The organism is Streptomyces ambofaciens ATCC 23877 (genome assembly GCF_001267885.1).
Classification (GTDB): Bacteria; Actinomycetota; Actinomycetes; order Streptomycetales; family Streptomycetaceae; genus Streptomyces; species Streptomyces ambofaciens.
This window is the reverse complement of record NZ_CP012382.1, coordinates 5,888,915-5,907,752: the sequence shown is the minus strand read 5'-3', so window position 1 is coordinate 5,907,752 and position 18,838 is coordinate 5,888,915. Positions and strand designations below refer to the sequence as shown.

Sequence of the window (18,838 nt, the reverse complement as noted above, 5' to 3'; positions counted from 1 at the left end):
GCGTCACGCACCTCCCCGGGCGCGGAACGCACCAGGAGTACTGTCCGGGCCACACACCGGAGCCGGACCCGGTTCGTCGTCCCGGGCCCGGCTCACCGGTGGCGCATGGTCACGCGTCGATGCGCGACCGGTCCAGCGTCGCCGCCGAACTGGAGATGAACTCCTTGCGGGGAGCGACGTCATTGCCCATCAGCAGGTCGAAGACCTGCTCGGCGGATTCCAGGTCGGTCAGGTTGATCCGGCGCAGGGTGCGGAGCCGGGGGTCCATGGTCGTCTCCGCCAGCTGGTCGGCGTCCATCTCGCCCAGACCCTTGTAGCGCTGGATGGAGTCCTTGTAGCGCACGCCCTGGCTCTGGAGCTCCATGAGCTTGTCGCGCAGCTCCCGGTCCGAGTACGTGTAGACGTACTTGTCCTGGCCCTTCTTCGGCTGCACGAGCTCGATGCGGTGCAGCGGCGGCACCGCCGCGAAGACCCGGCCCGCCTCCACCATGGGCCGCATGTAGCGGTGGAACAGCGTCAGCAGCAGGGTGCGGATGTGGGAACCGTCCACATCGGCGTCCGTCATCATGATGATCTTGCCGTACCGGGCCGCGTCGATGTCGAAGGTACGGCCGGACCCGGCTCCTATGACCTGGATGATCGCGCCGCACTCGGCGTTCTTCAGCATGTCGGTCACGGAGGACTTCTGGACGTTGAGGATCTTGCCGCGGATCGGCAGCAGCGCCTGGAACTCGGAGTTCCGGGCGAGCTTCGCCGTACCCAGGGCGGAGTCTCCCTCGACGATGAACAGCTCGCTGCGGTCGACGTCGTCGCTGCGGCAGTCGGCGAGCTTCGCGGGCAGCGAGGAGGACTCCAGGGCCGTCTTGCGGCGCTGGGCGTCCTTGTGCTGGCGGGCGGCGATGCGGGTCCGCGCCGCGGCGACGGCCTTCTCCATGACGACGCGGGCCTGCTGGGCGGCGTCGCGCTTGGTGGAGGTGAGGAACGCCTTTAGTTCCTTGCTGATGACGTTGTTCACGATCCGGCGGGCCGCCGAGGTGCCGAGGACCTCCTTGGTCTGGCCCTCGAACTGCGGCTCGGCGAGACGGACGGTCACGACCGCCGTGAGCCCCTCCAGGGCGTCGTCCTTGACGATGTCGTCCTCGGCGACGCGGAGCATCTTCTTGGCCCGCAGCGCCTCGTTCATGGTCTTGGCCACCGCCTGCTCGAAGCCGGCGACGTGGGTGCCGCCCTTGGGCGTGGCGATGATGTTGACGAAGGACTTGAGGGTGGTGTCGTACCCCGTGCCCCAGCGCATCGCGACGTCGACCCCGAGGTCGCGGGTGACCTCGGTGGGCGTCATCTGGCCGTGCTCGTCGAGGACGGGGACCGTCTCCTTGAAGCTGCCCTGTCCGCTGAAGCGGAGGACGTCGCAGACGGGCCTGTCGGCAGCCAGGAACTCACAGAACTCGCTGATGCCGCCGTCGAAGCGGAAGGACTCCTCGCCCTTGCTGCCGCCGTCGCCGAGTCCGAACTCGTCGCGGACGACGATGGTCAGTCCGGGCACCAGGAACGCGGTCTGGCGGGCGCGCTGGTGCAGCGTGTCCAGGGAGAGCTTGGCGTCCTTGAGGAAGATCTGGCGGTCCGCCCAGTACCGCACCCGGGTGCCGCTGCGGCCCTTGGGGATCTTCCTGGCCTTGCGCAGCCCGCTCTTGGCCTCGAACCGGGCGTCCGACCCCGCCCCCGCGAACGCGCCCGGCACTCCGCGCCGGAAGCTGATGGCGTGCGTGTGCCCGCCGCGGTCGACCTCGATGTCCAGCCGGCTGGACAGGGCGTTCACCACGGAGGCGCCCACGCCGTGCAGGCCGCCCGAGGCGGCGTAGGAGCCTCCGCCGAACTTGCCACCGGCGTGCAGCTTGGTCATGACGACCTCGACGCCGGACAGGCCGGTCTTGGGCTCGACGTCGACCGGGATGCCCCGGCCGTTGTCACGGACCTCCACCGAGGCGTCGTCGTGGAGGATCACCTCGATGTGGTCGCAGTAGCCGCCGAGGGCCTCGTCGACGGAGTTGTCGATGATCTCCCACAGGCAGTGCATCAGGCCACGGCTGTCGGTCGATCCGATGTACATGCCCGGACGCTTGCGTACGGCCTCGAGCCCTTCGAGGACGAGCAGGTGCCGCGCGGTGTAGTTGGATCCGTCCCGGTCTGCTCCTGCCAGCAGCGCAGTGGACGGCACGGATGTCTCGGCGGTCACGCGGTTCGCTCCTCGCTGAATTTCAGATGGGGCCCCGCTGGGTAAGGGCGCGGCTCGGTTCACCGGTCTGAGGGTACCGAGGCCTGGTAGAGCCGTTGTAACGCCACCCTCGTCGAGGACACACCCTAGTCCAGCCTCGCATAACTGTTCGATCCCTCGATGGGGTGAAGTACACATCACGTTCCCTTCGAGGCATGAACCATTTAGGCTCCGGGCACGTCCTCATGAACAAACCGGCAACCCAGCCGGCGGGACCGACACTGACCGACTGCGCGAACCCGTACGACACACAGACACGCAATACGGCACATTCGCCGCCAACCGGCAACAGCCGGCCCCTCGGAAAGTTTTTTCGAGGAAAAGCCACGAGCGGGAACGTTTTGGGGCTGGTTGGATGTTGACCCTGGTACGACAGCTCGTCGAGCTAGAGAAGAGGCGACGTGACTACTGTTCTGACTTCCGCAAGCCCGCTGACGGCCGCCGATCGCTGCGACCGCTGCGGCGCCCAGGCATACCTGCGCGTCGTCCTGCTGAGCGGCGGAGAACTGCTCTTCTGCGCCCACCACGGGCGCAAGTTCGAGCCGGAACTCAAGAAGATCGCCGCTGAGATACAGGACGAGACGGAGCGGCTGACGGCCGTTCCCGAATCTTCCGCCGAGGAAGAGCGCTGACGCTACGCGCCCGACGACGAGCCGACTCGGCACAGGCCGAACAACGGGCGGCCGCCTCTGCAACCCGGAGGCGGCCGCCCGTGCTCGTTCACAGCAGGCCCTCAGGGGCCGTCAGACGCCCTCGCGTCGGCGCGCGGCATCGTCCCATCCCAGCGTCCGCAGAACCGCGGAGACGCGCGTGTAGACCCCCGGACTCCCGGGGCGGCCACAGCCGCTCCCCCAGGACACGAGTCCGATGAGCCTCCCCTGGGCGACCAGCGGCCCCCCGCTGTCCCCCTGGCAGGCGTCACGGCCACCGGCGTCCTCGCCGGCGCAGAGCATGGTGCCGGCGAGATAGCGACCGTCGTCACTGCCCGGATACGCCCGCTCGCAGAGCGGGTCGGCCAGTACACGCACGCGAGCCGCCCGCAGGCCGTTCGCGTAGTCGCCCGCGCCCGAGGTGTCCCCCCATCCGTAGACGAGCGCGCCCGTCTCCGGCTCGTACGCGGGGTCTCCCTCGGCCGCCATCCCTATGACCGAGCCGGCGGGCAGGGATGCGGAGAGGGTGATCACGGCGAAGTCGCCGGCGTTGCTGACGTCGTCGTGCGCCGGATTCACCCAGACGTCGCGGACGGGGATCTCGTGGCCCTGGTCCGAGAGCAGATCGGTGCGACCGGCGATGACCCTCAGGTCGCGCACCTCGTCGGGCGGCGACCCGAGAACCTCCTCCCCCAGGCAGTGCGCCGCCGTGAGCACGGTGGTGCGGCCGACGGCCACTCCCCCGCAGAACTGTCCCGCCCGCGTACCTCCGAACCGGTCACGACTGGACAGGGCGACGGTCCACGGACTGTCGGACACTTCGACCGGAAAGCCGCCGACAACGATGCTGTCGGCGGATGCGGGGGCGGTGGACACCAGCGGTATCGCGGTCGCCGCGGCCGCCAGGACCAGCGGCCGGGCCAGTGCCCGGGCAAAGAGGCGACGCATGCAGGCTCCTCACTCCTGGGTGATTCCTGGAACACCCAGAGTGATCCAGCACGCCGTGCCGCGCACCCGCTGATCAACGCGAAGGCCCGGTTCCCCACCTGGTGGAACCGGGCCTTGTCGCTCGTACGACCGCGATCTAGTCGAGGTAGTCGCGCAGCACCTGGGAGCGCGAGGGGTGACGCAGCTTCGACATGGTCTTCGACTCGATCTGGCGGATGCGCTCACGCGTCACGCCGTACACCTTGCCGATCTCGTCGAGGGTCTTCGGCTGACCGTCGGTGAGACCGAAACGCATGGAGACGACGCCCGCCTCGCGCTCGGACAGGGTGTCGAGGACGGAGTGCAGCTGCTCCTGCAGGAGCGTGAAGCTGACCGCGTCGGCCGGGACGACCGCCTCGGAGTCCTCGATGAGGTCACCGAACTCGCTGTCGCCGTCCTCGCCCAGCGGGGTGTGCAGGGAGATCGGCTCGCGGCCGTACTTCTGGACCTCGATGACCTTCTCCGGGGTCATGTCGAGTTCCTTGGCCAGCTCCTCCGGGGTGGGCTCGCGGCCCAGGTCCTGGAGCATCTGGCGCTGCACGCGCGCGAGCTTGTTGATGACCTCGACCATGTGCACCGGGATACGGATGGTGCGGGCCTGGTCGGCCATCGCGCGGGTGATCGCCTGACGGATCCACCAGGTGGCGTACGTGGAGAACTTGTAGCCCTTGGTGTAGTCGAACTTCTCCACCGCGCGGATCAGACCGAGGTTGCCCTCCTGGATGAGGTCCAGGAAGAGCATGCCGCGGCCGGTGTAGCGCTTGGCCAGGGAGACCACCAGGCGGAGGTTGGCCTCCAGGAGGTGGTTCTTGGCGCGGCGGCCGTCCTCGGCGATGATCTCCAGCTCGCGCTTGAGCTTGGGGGCGAGCTTGTCGGCGTTCGCCAGCTTGTCCTCGGCGAACAGGCCGGCCTCGATGCGCTTGGCGAGTTCGACCTCCTGCTCGGCGTTGAGCAGGGGGACCTTGCCGATCTGCTTCAGGTAGTCCTTGACCGGGTCCGCGGTGGCGCCGGCCGCGGCGACCTGCTGGGCCGGAGCGTCGTCCTCGTCCTCGTCGGACAGCACGAAGCCCGCGTTCTCGGTGCCCTCGGGCTCCTCCGTCGCGGCCTTCGGCTCCTCGATCGCCTCGTCCTCGAGAAGCTCGCCGTCCTCCTTCTTGGCGGTGGTCTTCTTGGCGGCCGTCTTCTTGGCGGTCGCCTTCTTCGCTGTCGCCTTCTTGGCGGTCGTCTTCTTGGCCGCCGCCTTCTTGGCGGGCGCCTCTTCCTCGACCGCCGGGTCGGCGGCGGGCGCCGCCGGGGTGGCGGGGGCGGTGGCCTTCCTGCTGGTCACCGTCTTGGCCGCGACCGTCTTGGTGGCGGTGCGCTTGGCGGGACTCTTCGCTGCGACGCTCTTACGGGTGCGCTTGGGCTCCGCGGCACTGACCATCAGCGTCACACCCTCTTCCTCGAGGATCTGGTTGAGGCTGCGCAGTACGTTCTTCCACTGAGTGGCCGGAATCTGGTCAGCTTCGAAGGCCCGACGCACGTCATCGCCGGCGATCTGCCCCTCAGCCTTTCCCCGCTCAATGAGCGCCATGACAGAGACGGACTCGGCGATCTCCGGCGGGAGCGTACGGGATGTGCTGGCCGACACGAACAACCTCTCGGAACGTTGGAAAACGGCTTCCGGCCCCGTCCGTGACGGACGGGAGCCGACCACCGGCTTGGAATGGGCCGACGGCGCGGGCGAGCCGGGAGATGCACAGCGCCGTGAACGGCGTCCGTATTCCCTCCGCGGCTGTCACCTCTTAGGTCATCGCGTTGCTCCCACGAGCGTTACGCCCAATCCGCGTGGCCCGAGTCACACCCCGTAAGCATTCAAAACCTGTCAGAAGCGGACGAATGAGGTCACCAGCGGACGCGAGCCGACCACATCAGAGGGCTCAGCCTCTCATCACACCGTCGGACCCCGTGGAATCACGAGCGATTCCACGGGGTCCGAGGGCGACGGCGTACCGGCCGGCCACTGCCGCAGGAGGGGTCCGGCGTGCCCGGCCCGCGCCGTTCCGGTGGGACGCGGTCAGTGCTCGCGGGGGGCGGGCACCACTCGCTCCACCTCGGGGTGGACGGTCAGAAGCTGGCGCATGGCCGCCTCGGCCGCCGCTCCGTCCCCGGTGGCGAGGGCGTCGACGATCCTGCCGTGCTGTGCCAGCGTGACGTCGTTCGGCCGGTCACAGGACGTGACCGGGCCGCCGGAGACGTGCAGGGCGGCGGAGACGATTCCGGAGAGGTGGTCCAGCATGCGATTGCCGGCGATCTGGATGAGGAGCCCGTGGAACTCCGCGTCGGCACGCGCGAAGGTGAGCGCGTCACCCTGCCCCATGGCGTGGCCCATGATCCCGATCATGTCGGACAGCCGCTGCTGGACGTCCTCGCGCCCGTGCCCGGCGGCGAGGCGCGCGGCGAGCGGCTCGATCGTCCAGCGCAGCTCGCTGAGCTCGCGGCGCTGATCGTCACGCTGCGGCCCGAAGGCGCGCCACTCGATGATGTCCGGGTCAAGGAGGTTCCAGTCACTGACCGGGCGCACCCGGGTGCCCACGTTCGGGCGGGCACTGACCAGACCCTTGGCCTCCAGGACCCGGAGGGACTCACGGACCACGGTGCGGGACACCTCGAAACGCTGCCCGATCTCCTCGGGCACCAGCGGGCGGTCGGCGCCCAGGTCACCCGAAACGATCATCTGGCCCAGCTGCTGGACGAGTTGCCCGTGCAGCCCGCGGCCCCGGCTGCCCCCGGTGCGCCTGCCCACGCGGCCCAGCTCGGGTTCAGCGCCTTCCCAGGCGGGCATCGAGACGCGGTCGACGGCGGACGTCTCGGCGAAGGGGTAGCGGTCGAGGTCGCCCGGGTTCGCGAGGCCGGAGTCGGCGGAACGGGCGGCGGTCATCATGGAGTGCGCAAGGGTAGTCACGCATCATTTGTCGGCGCCCTCTCCAACTCCCTTGAGGTCTTTGGTGAAAAGCACACGAAAGGGTGATCGCTCACCCCGTCGCAATTGACGCCTTATCGGAAAGAAATGGGCTTTCCTCGGGGAGTTGCGCACGCGATCGACCGGAAGGGCACGGCGGACGTCACCGGGCCCTGCTACGCAGGGTCATCAGCAGATACGCGCAGAGCAGAGTGGTCAGGGACAACGTCAGGGCGCCGCCCACGGGTTGGACGACCATGCGCAGCGCCTCGGCCACGTACCGCTCACCACCGAAGGGCCACGTGGTCAGGAGAGCCTCACGGATCCGCAGGGACAGGCCGGCGGCGGTCCGCACGGACGGCCCCTCCCAGACCTTCTGTACGAGCGGTACGACCAGGACGGGGACGGCGACCACCGCGGCGAGCCCGGCCGTGGTGGACCGGAAGACTCCCGCGGCCAGCAGGCCGGACCAGGCACATCCGACGACGAGTCCGAGCCAAGCCGCGCTCAGTGCGGGCCAGTCTGCGGGGACCCCCGCGACTTCCCGCCCGTAGAAGAGGCGGAGCACTTCGGCGTCGCAGGCCACCGCCAGGACGGCCAGCACCAGCGCGGTGGCCGCGGAGACGAGGAGTTTGGCGGCCAGCAGCCCCATGCGGCGGGGAACGGTGCCGCGATCCGCCGCCAGGGCGGGATGGCGGAACTCGTCGCCGAAGGCGAGCGCCCCGAGCAGCCCCGCGCCGAGGGCCGCGGGCGGCAGCGGCAGCTCCCGCGGCCAGGCGGCCAGGAGACGCGGCTGCGGGGTGTGCCCGATGCGGGCCAGGATCACGGCGGTGACAGCGGACACGACGAGGACGACGGCACCGGTGACGAACGCCGTCCCGACCCCGATCACACGCCGGAGTTCGTACCGGAGGGGGCGCAGGGGGCTGGGAGCGGAACGGACGGAGATGGGAGGCGGCAGCGAGGACGCCGCCTCCCGGACGACGGTGGGCGCGAGCGTGGCAGAGGGGCGCGGCAGGGGACGGAAGGCGGCTCGTGCCGGTGGCTCGGGGAGGGCGCCGGGGGCGGGAGGGCTGTCCGGCGCGGCGGCACCGCGGTCCGCGGCCGGCGTCCGCCCGGCACCGTGGTCCGCGGCCGGCGTCCGCCCGGCACCGCGGGTGGACGGAAGATCGTCGGCGAGGGCTCGGAGGGCGTCGGCCGAGGGACGGGAATCGTCGGAGGCCGGCGGGTGGGGACGGTCGGTGGCGGGCGAGCGGAGATGGTCGGAGGCCGGCGAGCGGGAGCCGGCCGGTCGGGGAGCTCCGGTCACCCGGGAGGCTTCCGTCACGGGCTCGGCGTCGGTGGGGGAGCGCCCGGCGTCACGGGTCGCGGGCAGCTGCTCGGCGGCCGTCCCCGGTCGCTCCTCGACCGGCGGCGGGTGTGGGGTGTCGGCGAGAAGGGACGACGGGCTTCCTTCAGCGGCCCCGGTACCGCCGGCCCATGGCTGAGCACGTTCGGTGTGGGGCGGGACGTGCGTATCGAGCGGCGCCGCGTCCGCCCCGGGCCCCATGTCGCCGACCTCGTCGGCCAGTTGGTGTACGAGGATGCCGTGCCGGAAGGCGGTGTCCCCGATGTCGGCACACGTACTGCCGTACACCGCGAGGCGGTTGCCGCCCTCGCGGACGACCTCGACGGAACGGCGCGCCTTGCGCGCCTCCTTGATCAGGAGAGCGGCGAGGCGGGCGGCGTGCGGGCTGCGGACGGCGACGCGCGGCCGCAGCCGGGTACGGGAGAAGTCCGCCGCCGCCTGATCGGCGACGACCCGGCCCTGGTCCAGCGTGACGACGTGGTCGGCGCAACGCGCGGCCTCCTTGGGGTCCGCCGTGCTGAACAGGACGGTGCCGCCCTGGGCGGCGTGGGCACGCAGCGTTTGGTGGAGCCAGCGGGCGTCGCGGACGGAGAGCGCACCGGCGGGGTCGTCGAGGACCAGTGTGTGCGGGTCGGGAAGGAGTGCGCAGGCCAGTCCGAGGCGTCGGTCCATGCCGCGGGAGAGGGTCCCGAGGTGTTCGTCGCGCAGGCCCACGAGGCCGACCGACTGCAGTACTTCGTCGGCCCGCCGGACGGGGGCTCCGGCCGCCGCGCACAGCATGCGGAGATGGCCCCGGACCGTGCGGGCCGGGTGCCCCGGCACGTCTCCCAGCACGACGCCGACCTCGCGTGAGGGGTGGGCGATGCGGTGCAGTGGGCGGCCTCTGAAGTGGGCCAGCCCACGGCCCCGTTGGAGTTCGAGCATGAGTCTGAGCACCGTCGTCTTGCCGGCGCCCGATGCTCCGAGCAGTGCGGTGACATGCCCCGCGCGTGCCTCGAAGGAGACGTCGTCGACGGCGGGCGGAAGGTCCTTGCGGGGGTTGCTGGTCAGTCCGAAGGCCTGGATCACCGCAGCAAGATAGCCTGTTATGACCGGTTTTTCGGGTACCGCTGAGCCTCCTGGTGCGGGCGAGGGGCCCGTCGCCTCCTTGTTCGCCGTCCGGTCCGGGGCCCGTCCGGGCTCGGCCTCACACCTCGGGACGCAGCATCGGGGGGTTGAGCAGAGTGGCGCCGCCTGCCCGGAAGAGCTGGGCGGGACGGCCGCCCTGGCGGGTGGTCGTGCCGCCGGTGGGAACGAGGAAGCCCGGGGTGCCCGTCACCTTGCGGTGGAAGTTGCGCGGGTCGAGGGCCACGCCCCACACCGCCTCGTAGACGCGGCGCAGCTCGCCGACGGTGAACTCGGGCGGGCAGAAGGCGGTGGCCAGCGACGAGTACTCGATCTTGGACCGGGCTCGCTCCACCCCGTCCGCGAGGATCTGGGTGTGGTCGAAGGCGAGCGGCGCCACCGGCTCGTCGTCACGGCCGTATCCCGCTTGCTCCAGCAGTTCCTCGACCGGCGCCCAGCGCGCGTTGCTGGCGTCACCGCCCGCCCGTGGCGCGGGCAGATCGGGAGCGAGCGCGAGATGGGCGACGCTGACCACGCGCATCCGGGGGTCCCGCTCGGGATCGCCGTAGGTCGCGAGCTGCTCCAGGTGCGCGCCGTTGTCCTGAGTGGGCTCGGCGGGGTCGTGGACGCACAGGCCCGTCTCCTCGGCGAGCTCCCGCGCCGCCGCCTGCGCCAGATTCTCGTCGGCCCGCACGAACCCGCCAGGGAGGGCCCAGCGACCCTGGAACGGCGGCTCACCCCTGCGCACCGCCAGCGCGCACAGGGAGTGGCGACGCACGGTCAGCACGACCAGGTCCACAGTGACGGCGAAGGGCGGAAAGGCTGACGGGTCGTAGGGCATGCGGCGATCATAGTCGTCTGCCTGACGATAAACACTCCCTTCGCCGAGCGCATCGACCGTTGATCCACTTCGGTCGGAGCTGTGTCTTCCGTGTCCCTCGGCCTGCCTTCGGACGCCGTGCGAGAACGCGTCAGGCCAGGTCAGGTTCTCAGTTGCAGCCCGTCGGCGGCTTCTTCGACCATGGCCATGCCCAGTCGGCTGACCCGCACGGAGAAGGGCTCCCCGGCGACCCTCAGCCCGGCCAGGCCGATCTCTCCCAGAGGGGCACCGCGCAGGGGACGCAGAGTGACGGTCCCGGCCGGGGCGTCGGGGTGGATGCCCGCCAGTGTGGTCAGCAGCAGCACCCCGGCGGCGGCCGCGGTGGCGGCGGGACGACAGGCCGCCGGGTGCGGCAGGGGCGTACTCACGTCGGTGCGCTGCTCCCCCGCGTACATCTCGGGCAGGCGGTGGCCGAAGGCGCCGGCGGCGGCCAGGACGCCGCGCAGCAGCGAGGACGCCTCGTTCTCGTGACCGGCGGCGGCCAGGCCCGCCGCGGCGATCGCCGTCTCCTGGACGCGTACCGCTCCGGCCCGATGCCCGAAAGGGGTGTAGCCCGCTTCCGTCACGGCCAGGCCGCGCAGTCCCCATCCCGAGTCCATGACCGGGTTACCCAGCAGCCGGGCGAGCCGGGCGGTCTGCACGGGGTCGAGCAGCCCCGGGGCCGTGACTCCTCCCCCGAGCAGTCCGGTGTCGAGGAGATGGGCGGTGGCCGCGGTCAACGACGGCACGAGGCGTCCGTCCGTGGTGCGGGCCGCCGCGGGCCGCCCTCCTGCCGGGTCGTGGATCCAGAAGTCACGCCGGAACGCTTCGCGCAGTCCCTGGGCCCACTGGCGCAGGGCTTCACCGCCCGGTCTGCCGAAGGCGTCGAGCAGCTCGGCGCCGAGGAGGGCCGCGCGATGCGCGTGGGCCTGGGTCTCGCAGCGGACGGGACCGCCGGGGTGCGGGTCGGATACGTACGTGCCGTCCCCTGCGGCGGCCCGCAGCCAGCCCAGGCATCCCTCGGCCGCGGGCAGCAGCTCCTGCGTCTCGCGATCTCCGAGACCCCAGCGGCGGGCTTCCGCGAGGAGCACGGGGAAGAGCAGGGTCGCCTCCGTGCCAGTGCAGCCCGGTGGCAGGTGGGGGCCGGTGTCGCGTCTCGGCCCGGGAATCATGCCGCGCCCCGGTCCGGGGCCGCGGTGTTGCGTGCGGGCGAGGACGCGCAACGTGCCGGCGGCGAGCCGGGTGCCGAGGGGCAGCGTCATCCGGGCGGCGGCGAGGGCCTCGGCGGGGGCCGGACCGCAGCGCCAGGGGACACCGGCCGCAAGGTGGACGTCGGCGGGACGGACCGGATCGCGCAGCAGGAGGGCTCGAAGGTCGTCGATGCTGGTCCGCAGGAGGGCGGGGGCCCCGGGGTCGTCACCGGTGGCCTCCGCGGATGCCAGCGGATCGGCCGCCGTGCGGCCCACCGGCCGGACCGGACCCGCTCCGTCCGGCCGCACACGCAGCTCGATGCTCGTGCTGCCGCCCGGAGGTACCGCGCACTCCCACCGCAGCAGTCCCGCGGAGGCGAGGGCATCGTCCGGCGGCGGTACGGCCGTGACCAGCGCGGTGCCCGCTGCGCAGGACCACCGCAGGCCGGAGGCGTGAACACTGGCCGGCAGCTCGGGGCCGGCACGGCCCGCGGCGATCGACCCGAGGTCGGCCAGGTCCGTACCGAGAGCCACCTCCACCGGCAGGCGCAGTGGACGGGGCGTCCCGTTGCGCAGAGTGATCCGCTCCGTGCCGTCGGCGTGCCGCGTCCGCTCGACCATCACATCCGGGTCCGGGCCCGGAGCGGACGATGTCCGAAGGGCGCCCACGAAGACGGTTCGGTCGGCTCCGGTCGTCCGGGCCTGCAAGCACAGCGGTTCACGCCCGGCCACGCGGAGGCGGCACCGGGAGAGCAGGCGTCGGCCCGCGCGATAGAAGCCCTCCAGCCCCGCGCCGGTCAGCTGCCCTTGATCGGTCGAGATCACGAGACCGGGGAGGGCCACTGCGATCATCGTCGAGTGGTTCGGGGGCAGGTCTCCGCACCGGTGGGAGGAGATCGCGGGCGGCGCGCTCCGCGGAGCGCCGGGCTCTCTCACGGGCCGCGAGGACGGAAGGGTGTAGGTCGGCCCGGGTCGGACCGTCGAGGGAGCGAGGCTCCGGCCCTGCGCCGGGCCGCGCCTCCCGACCGGCGCCACGGGCTCGGCGGGAGGTGACGGCGTGACCCGCCCGCCGAAGGCAGCGGTACCCGGCACGGCGGTGGACGAGGTCGGTTGGTGCATGGAAGGGCTCCCCCTCTGTTCTCGGTGCGCCTCGGATGTCCTCGGTGCGCTGCGGACGGAACGGCGCCGTGCGGGGCTTCGACCGGGCGGGTGGGGTGCGGTGCCGGTGCGGGGGCATGGCCGGCGGGTACGACGCGGGGCGGGGCTCCGGCCGGCCCGGACGTTCCGCCACTCAGGTGAACGGAGCGGATGGCCTTCGGGTCACGCCCTCGGTGTCGGGGGTCCGCTACGTGACGGCAACGAGTTCGGCGAGCTGTGCGCCGGCGCGAGCGAGGCGTACGACCGCTCGGTCGCCGCCGGTGCCCGCGCCAGCCGCGTCGGCACCTACAGCGACCTCGTCTGCCGCTTCGGCGTCACGAAGACCCATCCGCGCAACGAGCTCGGCTTCCCGCGTCGGCATCCGCTGTCACCTCGGCATCCACGACACCCTCCCGCCGCCTCGGCCCGGCACGACACCCTCCCGCCGCCTCGGCCCCGCACGACACCCTCCCGCCGCCTCGGCCCCGCACGCGTTCGGGCGGCTGCAGACGCTCGGACGGCGGCAGGTTCTCGGACGGTGGCAGGCGCTCGGGCCGGTACGGCTCGCGTCGTCCGGCGGACGCACGGTCACGGCACCCGTCCTCACCCACGCCTGCGCCCGCGTCGCGCCCGGTGCGGCTGCTGCCCTCGATACCGCCTCTGAGCCCTCGGCCGACGCTCTTCAGAGTCCCTCGACGCTCCCTTCCGGCCCGCTCTCCTCCTTGCGTGTCCCGCCCGGGCAGGCGTCCCTCCGGCCCGAGCTCTGCTTCGCCGAAGCGCGCGGAGGCGTGGAGCCCGTCCGCGGAGCTCCCGGTCGTTCGCCACCGGCCGGGGTACGGGGACGCGTACGGTTCGCGTCCGGCTCACGGCCCTGCGTCCTCGCACGGCGACGGACACCCTCGGACGGGACCACGGAGCGGGTACGGCGCCGGCGACCGGGTGAGGACGGCACGGTGGTGGAGGGCTCGGTCCGTTGGCGTCGCGCAGCCTCTTCGGCCTTTCCGTCCCCGTCCGGAGTGCCGCCTCCCGTGTCCTCGCGGTTCTCTCGTTCCGCGCGCAGGCAGCGGCGGACCGATTCCGGGTCCAGGCCCTCGTTGCACGCCTGGTGCAGGAGCCGTGCGAAGAGGTAGTCGGGGTCTGCGCCGAGAGCCATGGCCAACGCCTCCCGGGCCTCCAGCTCGTCGCCGGTGGACCAGGCGACCCACCCCGCCAGCGTGAGGGGCGCGGCCGCGTGCTCGCCGTACGAACCGGCACAGCGCCGGGCCAGGGCCCTCCAGAGACGCAGCGCGGGAAGGGCCTCGTCACCCTCCATCCACTGGGCCGCGCGATCTCGTGTCGTACGGTCCTGGAGGCCGAGGATCAGCGCCGCCGCCTCGTCGTTCCCCAGCAGCTGGTCGTCGCGCAGGTCCTCGGCGGGGAGGCCCGACACGGGCCGGGCCTGCCCGAGGCGTCGCATGAGCCGCTGTGCCAGGTCCAGCGTCTCCCCGGCCACCTCCGAGCGGCCGGTGTCGTCGAGGATCCGGGAGACCAGCGTCATGGCGGCCGCGTCCAGGGCGACCTCCTGTTCAGCGGCCACGGCGCCCTCCCGGGGGAGCAGCCTGGCCCGCAGGTCGCTCAGCGAGCCGCGTACCTGGATGCCGGCGTAGGTGGCCGCCGCCGCCAGTACCGACGTCCCCGGCAGCCCCATGGGGACGCCCTCGGACGGGCAGCAGGCCTCGTCGTCGCAGCAGTACGACCAGAAGCGCCCGGCGGAGATGCACAACGCCTCGACCACCGGAACGTCGAGGCGGCCGCACTCGACTCGCAGCCGCTGTGCCAGGGGCCGCAGTCGTTCCATCACCTGCCGTCCGGTCTCTCCCCGCCCCGGTTCCTGGCAGAGATAGGCGACCATCTGCTCGGGTCGCACACCTCGGCGCTCACTGCCGGTCACCAGGCCTCGAGCCAGCTGTCCCGCCGCGCCCGGCCAGTCGTCCGCGTGTGCGGGGATGCCGAGCCTGGCGCGGCCACCGAAGCGGCCCCGGCCGTTCCGGTCGCGGAGGGCGACCAGGACGATGCTGTCCTCGGGGCGGTATCCGAGCAGATAGGGCAGGGCGTCGGCCAGTTCGGCCGGGGTGCGCAGGGTGACCTGGGGTTCGTCGCCGGGGCTGCCGTACGGAGTGCGGGCCGCCCGGCCCACGGGCACGGGGCTCGAGGGCACGGGGCTCGAGGGCACAGGGCTCGGGATGTCGCCGTTCTCGGAGGATCCAGTCGTTTCGCTGTGGTTCGTCATGGCCCGACGATCTCGCGGATCGTCAGATTCCGCTTTGCCCTGTGGATAACTTCAATCAGGGCCACATCAATCCGGGAAACGACGACCGCGCCGTCCCGCCCCGCCGCCCGACTGTCAGTCCCGTCCTGTTGTATGGAACGCATGGAGCACACGAGCAACGCGGATCTTCGGACAGCGGCCGACGCGGTCCTCGCCCGCCTCGTCGGGGACGCGTCCGGCACCGCCCGGCTGCGGGACGACCAGTGGCGGGCGATCGAGGCGTTGGTCGCCGACCGGCGCAGGGCCCTCGTCGTCCAGCGCACGGGGTGGGGGAAGTCCGCCGTCTACTTCGTGGCGACCGCGCTGCAGCGCGCACGCGGTGCCGGCCCCACGGTGATCGTCTCCCCGCTGCTCGCCCTCATGCGCAACCAGGTGGAGGCCGCGGCTCGGGCAGGAATCCGCGCCCGGACCATCAACTCCTCCAACACCGAGGAGTGGGCGGTGGTGCAGGACGAGATCACCGCCGGCGAGGTCGACGTGCTTCTGGTGAGCCCCGAGCGGCTCAACAACCCGGACTTCCGCGACCAGGTCCTGCCCAGACTCTCCGCCGCGACCGGACTGCTCGTGGTGGACGAGGCCCACTGCATCTCCGACTGGGGCCACGACTTCCGCCCGGACTACCGACGGCTGCGCACGATGCTCACCGATCTCCCGCCCGGTGTGCCCGTCCTGGCGACCACCGCCACCGCCAATGCCCGTGTGACCGCCGACGTGGCGGAACAGCTCGGCACCGGAGGCACATCGGACGCGCTGGTGCTGCGCGGACCGCTGGACCGGGAGAGCCTCAGCCTGGGGGTGCTGCGGCTGTCCGACGCGGCGCACCGGATGGCCTGGCTCGCCGACCACCTCGACCGACTGCCGGGCTCCGGGATCATCTACACGCTCACCGTCGCCGCCGCGGAAGAGGTCACCGCATTCCTCCGGCAGCGTGGCCACACGGTCGCCTCCTACACCGGCAAGACCGAGAACGCGGACCGTCAGCAGGCCGAGAACGACCTGCTCGCCAACCGGGTCAAGGCGCTGGTCGCCACCTCGGCGCTGGGCATGGGCTTCGACAAGCCCGACCTGGGTTTCGTGGTGCACCTCGGCTCGCCGTCCTCCCCCATCGCCTACTACCAGCAGGTCGGCCGCGCGGGGCGCGGCGTTGAGCACGCCGAGGTGCTCCTCCTGCCCGGGAAGGAGGACGAGGCGATCTGGGAGTACTTCGCCTCGCTGGCCTTCCCTTCGGAGGACCTGGTCCGCCGCACACTCGACGTCCTGGCCCGCGCGGAGCGGCCCCTCTCCCTGCCCGCTCTGGAACCGCTGGTGGAGCTGCGCCGGTCCCGCCTGGAGACCATGCTCAAGGTCCTCGACGTGGACGGGGCGGTGAAGCGGGTCAAGGGCGGCTGGATCGCCACGGGGCAGCCGTGGACGTACGACGCGGAGCGCTACGACTGGGTCGCACGGCAGCGCAAGGCCGAGCAGCAGGCGATGCGCGACTACGCCTCGACGACGGACTGCCGGATGGAGTTCCTGCAACGACAGCTGGACGACGAGGGAGCCAAGCCCTGCGGCCACTGCGACAACTGCGCGGGCCCGCGCTTCACCGGGGACACCTCGCCCGCAGCCCTCGACGCCGCCCGGGTCGACCTGGGCCGGGCCGGTGTGGAGGTGGAGCCGCGGCGCATGTGGCCGACCGGGCTGCCGGCGATCGGTGTCGAGCTGAAGGGACGCATCCCGGCCGGAGAACAGGCCGCGCCGGGGCGGGCGTTGGGCCGGCTCTCCGACATCGGCTGGGGCAACCGGCTGCGGCCGATGCTCTCGCCCCAGGCTCCGGACGGTCCGCTGCCCGACGATGTCGCCAAGGCCGTGGTGGGTGTCCTGGCCGACTGGGCGAAGGGGCCCGACGGCTGGGCCTCGGGCGCGACCGACGCCCCACCACGCCCCGTCGGCGTGGTGACCGTCGCCTCCCACACCCGGCCCCAGCTGATCCAGTCCCTCGGGGCACGCATCGCCGAGGTGGGTCGGCTGCCGATGCTCGGCTCCGTCGAGTACACGGGTGAGGCGCCCCGGGCGTCCCGCAGCAACAGCGCACAGCGGCTCAAAGCGCTCGACGGCGCCCTGACGGTGCCCCCCGCTCTGGCCGCCACGCTCACCGACCTCGCGGGGCCGGTTCTCCTCGTGGACGACTGCACCGAAACCGGCTGGACCCTCGCCGTGGCGGCCCGGCTGCTCCGACGCGCCGGCGCTCACGGGGTGTTTCCACTGGTCCTGGCCGTGCAGGGGTGACCGTCTGCGGCGAGCACGCCTCGCCGCAGACGGGCCTCTCACGGATGCGTCCGATGCGCCCCGTGCGTCACCCGGTCGCCCTCTGGGTAGGGATATAAGACGCGCATCATCCGATAACGGTCGTCGGTCCCAATTGCTCGTTGCCGCATCCAAGTTCGACAGGAAGAATTGAAGTCCGCTCCCCGCACGGCTCGTCCGTGATCCGGCAGGGCTTCACTGCGGTGCGCGCTCCCCCGAATCCGACCCCGCCCGCAGTGTGGGCGCGCAGCCGAAGGGAGGAACGTGACCTTCGGATTCGCTCCGTCCTCGGCGGCGTCATTGTCATCGTCCGCCGCTTCCGCCACTCGCATGCTCGAACCGGCGGAGTGGGCCGCCGCCGGAATCCCTCTGCTGCGCAATCCGCGGGAGGTGGTCAGCGGACTCCACGCGCGGCACCGCCCGGAGCCGGCGACCGCGATCGTGGCCGTACTCGACGCGGACGAACGACTGCGCGCCAGCGCCTCGTTCACGAGTCGTCCCGCCCCGGCCGACGGATGGCTGTTCCGCAACGCGCTGCTGTCCCAGCTGCGCCGCGTCATCCCGCACGACCTGCGACGCCGCACTCCGGTGCGTACCGCCGTGCTGCTCTACTGCCGTGAGGGCGACGCGCGTTGGACGGAGGAGGACGGCGCGTGGATGTGGGGACTGCGGGACGCGTGCACGTTGCACGGGTTGCGTTGTGGCGCCTACATCACACTGACCGGCGACGGCTGGCAGGTGCTCGGCGAGGGCCGCGGCGGGCGCCGGCCCCACGCGACGTCGGCACCTGAGCCGTTCGCGACGTCCGAGACGCCACTCCCGCCACCGCGCACCGGCGGGGTCGCCTCGGACGTGCTGCGCCGCGCGGCGGCTCGCTGAGCGCCTTCGGCTCGGCCCCTTGCGGACCTCGCCGTACCGGCGCGCGCCCATGTACGGGCCGACGCGACGGCGTCAACGCCCCTGCCCCGCCCCGGAGAAGGCATCCCCGGGGCACGCCGAGCCGACCACCGTGCGGGGCCGGTCCCGCGGCCCCTGGGTCACGGCGACGACCGCCGCACGCGACGGTACGGGCTCAGACGCCCGCGCCCAGCACCGAGTTGATGCGCTGCGGGTCACCGCAGACGATCAGCAGGGTGCCGGCCCGGGAACGGGCCGCGGACAGCGCGGTGACAGCGGCGGCTTCGGGACCGCCGTTCAACGCGACCACGACGACGGCCCGCGACGCGGCACGGTCGGCGACGGCGGCGTCCGCATAGAAGACGTCGTCGCCCGCGTCGTGCTGCGCCCAGTAGGCGGCATCGCCGAAGGACAGTTCGTGGGCGGCCCACGGGTGCGGCTCACCAGTGGTGATCACCAGCACGTCGCCGGGGGTGCGCCCCGAGTCCAGGAGCAGGTCCACGGCCTCCTCGGCGGCGTCGAGCGCGCCTTCGGAAGAGGCCGGGATCAGCTGGATCTGCGGGGCGGCCGGGGCGGCGGCCGGAGCTGCCGGGCCCGACGGGCCGGGATCGGCCGGGGCCGAGCCGCGCGACGCACGCTGCGTCGGCGGCGCCGGCCGCACGGGGCCGGGACGGCCGGGGCGCGGTGGAGCCGCGGGACGGGGGCCGGGTACGGGGCGGGGGGTCGGCGCGGTACGGCCGCTGGCCGGAGTGGCGCGGGGACCCTGGGCCTTCTCGTGAATCTGAGGCTCCTCGGGAATGAGAGGCATGAGCTGATATTTATCAAACGTTGGTGCGGCTCGCGTCGGCGGGTGGCACAT

12 protein-coding genes are annotated in these 18,838 nt (G+C 72.2%); 3 read left to right on the top strand and 9 right to left on the bottom strand.

Features of this window, described 5'->3' with window-relative positions; genetic code table 11:
• Positions 1–109: 109 nt before the first annotated feature.
• Positions 110–2,233, bottom strand: coding sequence for a DNA gyrase/topoisomerase IV subunit B (locus SAM23877_RS26290; RefSeq protein ID WP_053138238.1), 2,124 nt, complete (start codon positions 2,231–2,233; stop codon positions 110–112).
• Positions 2,234–2,673: 440 nt separating this feature from the next.
• Between SAM23877_RS26290 and SAM23877_RS26285 the strand changes: the two genes are divergently transcribed.
• Positions 2,674–2,904 (top strand): DUF7455 domain-containing protein, encoded by a 231-nt coding sequence (locus tag SAM23877_RS26285; protein ID WP_031035360.1) that lies wholly within the window; start codon positions 2,674–2,676, stop codon positions 2,902–2,904.
• Positions 2,905–3,015: 111 nt separating this feature from the next.
• Here SAM23877_RS26285 and SAM23877_RS26280 read toward each other — a convergent pair whose 3' ends face one another.
• The 7 genes from SAM23877_RS26280 to SAM23877_RS26250 all read right to left on the bottom strand — a co-directional run bounded on the left by SAM23877_RS26280 (position 3,016) and on the right by SAM23877_RS26250 (position 14,757).
• A complete protein-coding gene (locus tag SAM23877_RS26280; protein WP_053138235.1) occupies positions 3,016–3,870 on the bottom strand; it encodes a S1 family peptidase in 855 nt (284 codons plus the stop codon).
• A gap of 136 nt (positions 3,871–4,006) precedes the next feature.
• Positions 4,007–5,539 carry an RNA polymerase sigma factor gene (locus tag SAM23877_RS26275; RefSeq protein WP_053142879.1) on the bottom strand — a complete coding sequence of 511 codons (1,533 nt, stop codon included), beginning with the start codon at positions 5,537–5,539 and terminating at the stop codon, positions 4,007–4,009.
• Positions 5,540–5,965: 426 nt separating this feature from the next.
• On the bottom strand, positions 5,966–6,853 hold the full coding sequence (locus tag SAM23877_RS26270) for a FadR/GntR family transcriptional regulator (RefSeq protein ID WP_053138233.1): 888 nt from the start codon (positions 6,851–6,853) through the stop codon (positions 5,966–5,968).
• A gap of 160 nt (positions 6,854–7,013) precedes the next feature.
• Positions 7,014–9,266, bottom strand: coding sequence for an ATP-binding cassette domain-containing protein (locus SAM23877_RS26265; RefSeq protein WP_053138231.1), 2,253 nt, complete (start codon positions 9,264–9,266; stop codon positions 7,014–7,016).
• A 118-nt stretch (positions 9,267–9,384) separates the two neighbouring features.
• Positions 9,385–10,143: an NUDIX hydrolase gene (locus SAM23877_RS26260; protein ID WP_053138229.1), complete on the bottom strand. Its 759-nt coding sequence runs from the start codon at positions 10,141–10,143 to the stop codon at positions 9,385–9,387.
• Positions 10,144–10,283: 140 nt separating this feature from the next.
• The gene (locus tag SAM23877_RS26255) at positions 10,284–12,203 is read right to left on the bottom strand and encodes a glycogen debranching N-terminal domain-containing protein (protein WP_053138227.1); all 1,920 of its coding nucleotides are present in this window, start codon (positions 12,201–12,203) and stop codon (positions 10,284–10,286) included.
• A gap of 967 nt (positions 12,204–13,170) precedes the next feature.
• Positions 13,171–14,757, bottom strand: coding sequence for a DUF4192 domain-containing protein (locus tag SAM23877_RS26250; protein ID WP_053138225.1), 1,587 nt, complete (start codon positions 14,755–14,757; stop codon positions 13,171–13,173).
• Positions 14,758–14,898: 141 nt separating this feature from the next.
• Here SAM23877_RS26250 and SAM23877_RS26245 point away from each other — a divergent pair, with 141 nt between their 5' ends.
• Positions 14,899–17,064 (top strand): RecQ family ATP-dependent DNA helicase, encoded by a 2,166-nt coding sequence (locus tag SAM23877_RS26245; protein WP_053138223.1) that lies wholly within the window; start codon positions 14,899–14,901, stop codon positions 17,062–17,064.
• A gap of 282 nt (positions 17,065–17,346) precedes the next feature.
• On the top strand, positions 17,347–17,961 hold the full coding sequence (locus tag SAM23877_RS26240) for a hypothetical protein (protein WP_053138221.1): 615 nt from the start codon (positions 17,347–17,349) through the stop codon (positions 17,959–17,961).
• Positions 17,962–18,154: 193 nt separating this feature from the next.
• On the opposite strand, the gene SAM23877_RS26235 is transcribed toward SAM23877_RS26240, so the two are convergent.
• The gene (locus SAM23877_RS26235) at positions 18,155–18,787 is read right to left on the bottom strand and encodes a hypothetical protein (protein WP_079030436.1); all 633 of its coding nucleotides are present in this window, start codon (positions 18,785–18,787) and stop codon (positions 18,155–18,157) included.
• Positions 18,788–18,838 lie beyond the last annotated feature (51 nt).

Coding starts and splice junctions, on each gene's coding strand:
- SAM23877_RS26280 (WP_053138235.1), bottom strand. CDS start 3,870: ATGCGTCGCCTCTTTGCCCGGGCACTGGCCCGGCCGCTGGTCCTGGCG.
- SAM23877_RS26260 (WP_053138229.1), bottom strand. CDS start 10,143: ATGCCCTACGACCCGTCAGCCTTTCCGCCCTTCGCCGTCACTGTGGAC.
- SAM23877_RS26255 (WP_053138227.1), bottom strand. CDS start 12,203: ATGATCGCAGTGGCCCTCCCCGGTCTCGTGATCTCGACCGATCAAGGG.
- SAM23877_RS26250 (WP_053138225.1), bottom strand. CDS start 14,757: ATGACGAACCACAGCGAAACGACTGGATCCTCCGAGAACGGCGACATC.
- SAM23877_RS26245 (WP_053138223.1), top strand. CDS start 14,899: ATGGAGCACACGAGCAACGCGGATCTTCGGACAGCGGCCGACGCGGTC.
- SAM23877_RS26235 (WP_079030436.1), bottom strand. CDS start 18,787: ATGCCTCTCATTCCCGAGGAGCCTCAGATTCACGAGAAGGCCCAGGGT.